Annotated in this window: 1 pseudogene; it reads left to right on the top strand. The window is 74.0% G+C overall.

The features are described 5' to 3' along the window. Nucleotides 1-265, top strand: a pseudogene (locus tag VR45_RS41825) (hypothetical protein); the annotation flags it as partial.

The raw sequence follows: 265 nt of genomic DNA, 5'->3' as shown, positions 1-265 counted from the left end.
TACGGGCTGAGCCAGGCGGGCCGGGCGATCGCGGCGAGCGCAACCGCGCTGGCGGGAGAGGACCAGTGGGGCCTGAGCGGGCACGGCATCCACACGAAGCAGGCCGACGGCCCGCTGACGGACGTCCGGGCGCGCACCGACGCCGAGGGGAAGCGGGCGAGCTTCGTGCGGCTGTCCGAACTCCTCGACTCCCCGGTATGGGGCGACGAGCCGGTCACGCTCTCCGAGCTGTGGGACTGCCTGCCCGTGAACACGCGTACGCCGC

It is taken from the genome of Streptomyces sp. NRRL S-495 (genome assembly GCF_000966955.1).
Taxonomy (GTDB): Bacteria; Actinomycetota; Actinomycetes; order Streptomycetales; family Streptomycetaceae; genus Kitasatospora; species Kitasatospora purpeofusca.
This window is presented reverse-complemented; position numbering and strand designations above follow the sequence as displayed.